The sequence below is a fragment of the Luteibacter sp. KNZ12-1A genome, assembly GCF_056755675.1.
This window is the reverse complement of the sequence record NZ_JBPGXU010000155.1, coordinates 1-6,520: the sequence shown is the minus strand read 5'-3', so window position 1 is coordinate 6,520 and position 6,520 is coordinate 1. Positions and strand designations below refer to the sequence as shown.

The window sequence follows — 6,520 nt, the reverse complement described above, 5'->3', positions numbered from 1 at the left end:
CCCCCCGGCCCCGGGGGGGGCCCCCCCCACCCCCAAAACCGGGCGCCGCGGGGGGGCCCCCCCCGGGGTCGGCGATGGGGCTTGCCTCAACCTTGCCCGCTGCCGCGGGATCGCCGCTGAAGCGGCTCCCACACGTTCTGCTGATTTCTAAAAGGTCCGCCGATTCCCACAGGGTTTGCCGGCTCCGACAAAGTCTGCCGGGTTCCACAAGGCCTGCTCAGTGCTCCAGGGCCTCGGGAGACTTGGGAACCATCGCCGTCATCACGTCCGGAGCGCCCTTCGTCACCACCACGTCGTCTTCGATGCGGATACCGATGCCGCGCCAGCGCTCGTCGACGCGCTTATCGTCCAGGGGAACGTAGATCCCCGGCTCCACCGTGACGACCATGCCTTCTTCGAGGACGCGTGGTTCGCCGTCGATGCGGTAGTCGCCCACGTCGTGGACGTCGAGGCCGAGCCAGTGGCCCGTCTTGCTGGGGAAATAGGCCTTGTAGCTGCCTTCGGCGATGATCCGGTCGGCGCCGCCGCGGAGGATGCCCACCGCGCAGAGGCCTTCCGCGATGACGCGAACGGCGGCGTCGTGGGCATCGCCGAACGAACGGCCGGGCCGGACCGCGTCGATCGCCGCCAACTGGGCCTGGAGCACGATGTCGTAAAGCGCGCGCTGTTCCTTGTTGAACCGCCCGCCGACCGGAAAGGTGCGGGTGATGTCGGAGGCGTAGCAATCCACTTCCGCCCCCGCGTCGACCAGGAGCAGGTCGCCGTTCTTCAGGATGGCGCGGTTCGCCTGGTAATGCATGATGCAGGCGTTGGCACCGCCAGCCACGGTGGGTGGGAAGGCGGGCACCGCGCCACGGCCGCGGATGGTGCGGAGGATCTCGCCCTCCACCTCGTACTCGGCCACGCCGGGCCGGGCGATGGCCATCGCGGCGAGGTGGGCCGCACCGGCCACCTCGCCGGAACGGCGCATGAGGGCCAGTTCGTCACGTGACTTGAACAGGCGCAGGTCGTGCAGCAAATGCCCCAGGGCCACCAGGTCCTTGGGTACGACGCCACCTCCCCGTGCCGTGCGCAAGCGGCGCATCCAACCGAGCAGGCGGGCGTCGAAATCGGGTTCCTGGCCGAAATGGCAGTACACGCGCGCCCGGCCCTCGATCATGCCCGGGAGGATGTCGTCGATATCGTCGATCGGGAAGGCATCGTCCAGGCGCAGTTCGCGCGCGGCGCGGTCGGTGCCCATGCGCTCGCCGTCCCAGCGTTCGCGGTCGGCGTCGCGCTCGCGGCAGAACAGCACGGTTTCACCGTGGGCACGCCCGGGGAGCAAGGCCAGTACGGCCTCCGGCTCGTCGAAGCCGGTGAGGTAGTGAAAATCGGAATCCTGCCGGTACGGCCAGGGTGCGTCGGCGTTGCGCATGCGCTCCGGGGCCGCGGCGAGGATCAGCACCGCGTCCCCGCCGGCCATGCGCATCAGCTCCCGGCGGCGCCGGGCGTACTCGGCCGCGGCGATCAATGCAGGGTGTCGTTGGCCGGTCGGGACACGCGGCTCAGCTCGGCGTGCAACAGCATGGCGCCGGCGCGGACGAATTCCTCGAGTTCGATCAGGCTCTCGTCATTGATGTCGTCATTCGGATCGAACTCGAAATCGGCCGTTGCGATGCCGGCCATGTCCTGCAGGACTTCCTTCGCATCGTCGCTCATGCCCCGGTTGACCTCCACCGAACCGCCCAGGCCGAAGCCGCCGAGGAAACCCTCGACCCACTCGCTGAGGCCCTCGGCGCGTTCCGGGATGGGCGCGTCGTCGTCGGGCAGCCAGGGCGAGAAGGTCAACTCGGGGTCGGCCAGCCATTCCTCGGTCTGATGCCGAAGGCGGGTGAGCATGGCCATTTCCTTGTCGCTCGGTGCCGGGTCGGGCTCGAGTTGCAGTGCCTCCAGCACGGAGCCATGCGGAAAGTGGCCACCGGCGCTGAGGTAACCCACCAGGGCACCATGGAATTCGCTGACCGACACGGACAGCTTGCAGCGGGCGATGAGCTCGGCGATCTCTTCCGGATCGACGGTCTGGTTGGCCGACATGACGGCTACTCCTGGATACGCGAAACCGAAGTCTAATGCAGGCGACTTCACGCCGCTGGCGCCTTCGCCTTCACGGGCTGCCGACAAGGCCCGACATCCTGTTATATAGTCCGCGCATGACGAACCCGGATGCCTTCAAGACCGAACTGGAAGCCCTGAGCGCGACGCTCGACCGGCTCGTCGATACCGTCCGCCGGCTGACCGAGGAAAACCGCAGCCTGCGGCACAGCCAGGAACAGCTGGCGAACGAACGTGCAGGGCTGATGGCGCGCAACGAACAGGCGCGTAGCCGTGTGGAAGCGATGATCCAGCGCCTGAAGGCGCTCGAGAACACGGGCTGATACCTCCTATGAATGCCACCGCCAGCGAACCGGTATCCCTGCGCCTGCTCGACCGCGAGTTCCATATCGCCTGCGCTCCGGAAGAGCGCCCCGGGCTGATCGCCGCCGCCCAGTTCCTCGACGGCAAGATGCGCGAGCTGAAATCGAACGCGAAGGTTCCCGGTTTCGACCGGATCGCCGTACTGGCGGCCGTGAGCATCGCTCACGAGCTCCTCACGCTGCGCAAGGAGCACGACTCGCAGGAACAGGTGCTGACCGACGGATTGGCTTCCCTGCGAAGAAAGCTTGATGGTCTGCTCGACGCATCGGTAAAATAGCGCCGGGCGTTCCCTGCGGTGTTCGCCAGCGCACTTTACATTTGCCTTGTTCCTACATACGACCCCGGGTCGGCTTTTCGCGACTGTTGTGCATGTCCGCCTCGTACGGAAAGCCTCGAAGTTGCGTAGCCCTCCCACCTGATCCTTTGGATCAAGGTCGTTTGGTGCGCAGCGGCATCGCGGAGAACGCCTCCTTATTTCCCCGGCCGGCCGGTTCCTGACCGGTCAGCGTCCCCTCCGCGGCACCGGAGGGGGCGGCTCGACGGCAACCTTGCCTGTGCCGTTCGGCTGAACGACCCATGTCAAAGCTACCCGAGAGACGTGAACTGCGAGCCGACCTCGTGCAGCGCCGCCGCCAGCTGAAGCCGGCGGAGCGTGTCGCCGCGGCACAGGGACTGCGCCAGTCCCTGGAGCAGTTGCCCGAATTCCTCACCGACGAACACGTGGCCGGCTACTGGGCCACGGGTGGCGAGCTGCCGCTCAACCTCGCCATCGCGCCCATGGCGGAGCGCGGTCAGACCTTCTACCTGCCCATCGTCACCAAGTCGGGCGGCAAGCGCCGGCTCACGTTCGCGCCCTGGACCACCGGCGAGGACGTCGAGGCCAACGAAATGGGCATTCCCGAGCCGAAGGCCGCCGAACGCATCATCGAGGCGAGCAAGCTCGACCTCGTACTGGTGCCGTTGCTGGGCTTCGACCGGCGCGGCAATCGCCTCGGCTTCGGCGGTGGCTATTACGACCGGAGCTTCGAGTTCCTCCGCGGACAACCCCGTCCGGCACGGCCGTTGCTCGTCGGCGTCGGCTACGATTTCCAGGAACTGGACGCGATCGAGACCGCCGAGTGGGACATCTCGCTCGACTACATCGCGACCGACAAGGAACTGATCGACTGCACGGGCGTCGACGCATGAAATACTGGCTCATGAAGTCCGAGCCGGACACCTTCTCGATCGACGACCTCAAGCGCAAGGGCATCGAACCCTGGGATGGCGTGCGCAACTACCAGGCGCGCAATTTCATGCGCGACGGCATGAAGGTCGGCGACAAGGTTTTCTTCTACCATTCCAACACGGACGTTCCCGGCATCGCCGGGATCGCCACGGTGGCCTCGCTCGCCTATCCGGACGAGAGCCAGTTCAACCCCAGGTCGAAGTACTACGACGAGAAGAGCACGCGCGAGGAACCTCGTTGGGTGCTGATCGACGTGAAGTTCGAGCGCAAGCTCGCGCGCACGATCTCGCTGGAGGAACTGAAGGGGTACGACGAACTCGCCGACATGCCGCTCGTGCGCAAGGGCAACCGCCTGTCGGTGATGCCCGTGGCAAAGAGTGATTGGGACTTCATCCTGAAGCTGGAAAAGTCATGAGCCAGGACAACGAGAAGCGTCTAGCCGCCGAAACCGCCGCGTTCCGCTACGTCGGCAATGGTGGTTTCAAGGACGGCGTCATCGGCGTGGGTACCGGCTCCACGGTGAATTTCTTCATCGACGAACTCTCGCAGTACCGCGACCGCATCAAGGCCGCCGTATCCAGTTCGGAAGCCTCCAGCGCACGCCTGCGCAAGCTCGGCATCGACGTGATCGACCTCAACGCGGCGGGCCGGCTCGACCTCTACGTCGATGGCGCGGACGAATGCGATCCGCACAAGCGCCTGATCAAGGGCGGCGGCGCCGCCCTCACCCGCGAAAAGATCGTGGCCGCCGCGTCGGATACCTTTGTCTGCATCGTGGATGCGAGCAAGCTGGTCGACGTGCTCGGCAAGTTCCCGCTGCCGATCGAAGTGATCCCCATGGCGCGCAGCCACGTGGCGCGCGAGATCGTCGCCCGAGGGGGCAACCCGGTGTGGCGCGACGGCGTGGTGACCGACAACGGCAACTGGATCATCGACGTGCACGGCTGGCGGATCGCCAATCCGGTGGAACTGGAAGCCGATCTCAACCAGGTCGTCGGCGTGGTCACGGTCGGATTGTTCGCCAGGCGCCCGGCCGATGTCGTCATCGTCGGCAATCGCGAGCTCTGAGACGCCCATCCCCCAGTCTGACGACGCCTCCTGTGGGAGCCGCTTCGGCGGCGACGGCTTCGCCAGGAGCCACCAACACAGGTACCCTCTCGCTCCATGACGCTCGAAACCATCCTCCTGATCGCCCTGCTGGCCGTCGCCCTGGCCTGCCTGGGCCTGCTGATCGCCCTGCTTTCCCGTGGCGGGCAGGACGATGGCAGCGCGCTTCGCCTCGACGCGCTGCGTGAGGACAACCGCCGGCTGGAAGGTGTCATCCGCGAAGAACAGCGCGCGGGCCGCGGCGAACTGGGCGAGAGCTTCGGACAATTCCGCGGGCACGTGCAGGAACAACTGCAGATCGCCGCCGAACGCCAGCATGAGCGCATCGAGGGTTTCGGCCGCCGCCTGGACCAGCTCACCGAGCGTACCGACATCGGCCTGCAATCGCTGCGCCAGGGATTGGCCGACGATTCGCGCAAGACCCGCGAGGAATCCGCCCTCACGTTGAAACATTTCGGCGAATCGATCGACCAGCGTTTCGCCGCGCTCACCGCCGAGAACGAAAAGCGCCTTGGCGATATCCGCGCCACCCTGGAAACGCGACTTGCCGCGATCCAGCAGGACAACGCCGCCAAGCTGGAGCAGATGCGCGCCACCGTGGACGAGAAACTCCAGTCCACCCTGGAGACACGGCTGGGCCAGTCGTTCCAGCTGGTGTCGGAGCGGCTGGAAGCCGTGCAACGCGGGCTCGGCGAAATGCAGGCGCTCGCCGCCGGCGTGGGCGACCTGAAACGCGTGCTGACCAACGTGAAGACCCGTGGCACGTTCGGCGAAGTGCAACTGGGCGCGTTGCTCGAACAGATCCTCGTGGCGGAACAGTACGCGTCCAACGTGGCCACGGTGCCCGGTTCGAGTGAACGCGTCGAGTACGCCATCCGCCTGCCCGGCACCGACGAAGGCACGCCGGTCTGGCTGCCGATCGACGCGAAATACCCCGTGGAGGATTACCAGCGCCTGCTCGACGCGCAGGACGCGGCCGATGCCGAAGGGGCGCTGCTCGCCGGCAAGGCGCTGGAATTGCGCGTGCGCGAAGAAGCCAAGCGCATTCGCAGCAAGTACATCGCGCCGCCGCACACCACCGATTTCGCGATCCTCTTCCTGCCCACCGAAGGTCTCTACGCCGAGGTGATCCGCCGCCCCGGGCTTTCCGAGCAGTTGCAGCGCGAATGCCGCGTCACCGTGGCGGGCCCCACGACGCTCACCGCCCTGCTCAACAGCCTGCAGATGGGCTTCCGGACACTGGCGATCGAGAAACGCTCGTCCGAGGTCTGGCACGTGCTGGCGGCGGTGAAGAACGAGTTCGGCAAGTTCGCCACGGTGCTGGAGAAGACCCGGAAACAGCTGGACACGGTACGCAACAGCATCGACAGCGCGGGCATCCGCACCCGCGCCATCGAGCGCAAGCTGCGCGGGGTGGAATCGCTGGGCGCGGACGAGTCGCAAGTCCTGCTCGAACTGGCGCCGGGCCTGGACGATACCGACGCCGAGGGCGAAGCGGCCCCCACCCCACCCTCCGAAGACTGATAGCCAGGTGGGAGCCGACCTCGTCGGCGATGGGTGCCTGCCTCGCCCCCTGCCCCTTGTGGAAGCCTGGCCCCTTGTGGGAGCCGGCTATGCCGGCGATGGGTGCTTGCCTCGACCTGGCCCGCTGCCGCGGGATCGGCGGCCGAGCCCGCGCCCCCGGCCAAGGGGGCGTTGGGTGCGCCCCACGGATCCCGCCCCCGGAGCGCC

8 protein-coding genes and 1 other RNA gene are annotated in these 6,520 nt (G+C 66.9%); 7 read left to right on the top strand and 2 right to left on the bottom strand.

The genetic code is table 11. From position 1 onward, the window contains the following. Positions 1-217: 217 nt before the first annotated feature. Entirely contained in the window at positions 218-1,510 is a 1,293-nt protein-coding gene (locus tag ACR9ZJ_RS18635) for an aminopeptidase P N-terminal domain-containing protein (RefSeq protein WP_481288600.1), read from the bottom strand. Further along, complete coding sequence (locus ACR9ZJ_RS18630; protein ID WP_481288599.1) at positions 1,507-2,073, bottom strand: UPF0149 family protein; 567 nt, start codon at positions 2,071-2,073, stop codon at positions 1,507-1,509. The genes ACR9ZJ_RS18635 and ACR9ZJ_RS18630 overlap by 4 nt, the downstream gene beginning before the upstream one ends. Positions 2,074-2,189: 116 nt before the next feature. On the opposite strand from ACR9ZJ_RS18630, the gene ACR9ZJ_RS18625 reads away from it, so the two are divergent. From ACR9ZJ_RS18625 to ACR9ZJ_RS18595, 7 genes are all read left to right on the top strand, one after another. Then, positions 2,190-2,414: a TIGR02449 family protein gene (locus ACR9ZJ_RS18625; protein WP_036116258.1), complete on the top strand. Its 225-nt coding sequence runs from the start codon at positions 2,190-2,192 to the stop codon at positions 2,412-2,414. Between the two features lie 8 nt (positions 2,415-2,422). Beyond that, complete coding sequence (locus tag ACR9ZJ_RS18620; protein WP_167031288.1) at positions 2,423-2,731, top strand: cell division protein ZapA; 309 nt, start codon at positions 2,423-2,425, stop codon at positions 2,729-2,731. A 7-nt stretch (positions 2,732-2,738) separates the two neighbouring features. After that, a non-coding RNA gene (gene ssrS, locus ACR9ZJ_RS18615) (6S RNA) lies at positions 2,739-2,921 on the top strand. A 109-nt stretch (positions 2,922-3,030) separates the two neighbouring features. Continuing rightward, positions 3,031-3,642, top strand: a complete 612-nt coding sequence (locus ACR9ZJ_RS18610) for a 5-formyltetrahydrofolate cyclo-ligase (RefSeq protein WP_481282448.1) — start codon at positions 3,031-3,033, stop codon at positions 3,640-3,642. Next, positions 3,639-4,097, top strand: a complete 459-nt coding sequence (locus ACR9ZJ_RS18605) for an EVE domain-containing protein (protein WP_481288598.1) — start codon at positions 3,639-3,641, stop codon at positions 4,095-4,097. The genes ACR9ZJ_RS18610 and ACR9ZJ_RS18605 overlap by 4 nt, the downstream gene beginning before the upstream one ends. Beyond that, complete coding sequence (gene rpiA, locus ACR9ZJ_RS18600) at positions 4,094-4,750, top strand: ribose-5-phosphate isomerase RpiA (RefSeq protein ID WP_481282446.1); 657 nt, start codon at positions 4,094-4,096, stop codon at positions 4,748-4,750. Before ACR9ZJ_RS18605 ends, rpiA begins: the two co-directional genes overlap by 4 nt. Before the next feature lie 96 nt (positions 4,751-4,846). Beyond that, complete coding sequence (locus ACR9ZJ_RS18595) at positions 4,847-6,313, top strand: DNA recombination protein RmuC (protein ID WP_481288597.1); 1,467 nt, start codon at positions 4,847-4,849, stop codon at positions 6,311-6,313. The last annotated feature ends 207 nt before the right edge of the window (positions 6,314-6,520 follow it).

What these genes read in the sequence shown, in the direction of transcription:
- rpiA (WP_481282446.1), top strand. Translation starts at nt 4,094, where the DNA reads ATGAGCCAGGACAACGAGAAGCGTCTAGCCGCCGAAACCGCCGCGTTC.
- ACR9ZJ_RS18610 (WP_481282448.1), top strand. Translation starts at nt 3,031, where the DNA reads ATGTCAAAGCTACCCGAGAGACGTGAACTGCGAGCCGACCTCGTGCAG.
- ACR9ZJ_RS18625 (WP_036116258.1), top strand. Translation starts at nt 2,190, where the DNA reads ATGACGAACCCGGATGCCTTCAAGACCGAACTGGAAGCCCTGAGCGCG.
- ACR9ZJ_RS18630 (WP_481288599.1), bottom strand. Translation starts at nt 2,073, where the DNA reads ATGTCGGCCAACCAGACCGTCGATCCGGAAGAGATCGCCGAGCTCATC.
- ACR9ZJ_RS18620 (WP_167031288.1), top strand. Translation starts at nt 2,423, where the DNA reads ATGAATGCCACCGCCAGCGAACCGGTATCCCTGCGCCTGCTCGACCGC.
- ACR9ZJ_RS18605 (WP_481288598.1), top strand. Translation starts at nt 3,639, where the DNA reads ATGAAATACTGGCTCATGAAGTCCGAGCCGGACACCTTCTCGATCGAC.
- ACR9ZJ_RS18595 (WP_481288597.1), top strand. Translation starts at nt 4,847, where the DNA reads ATGACGCTCGAAACCATCCTCCTGATCGCCCTGCTGGCCGTCGCCCTG.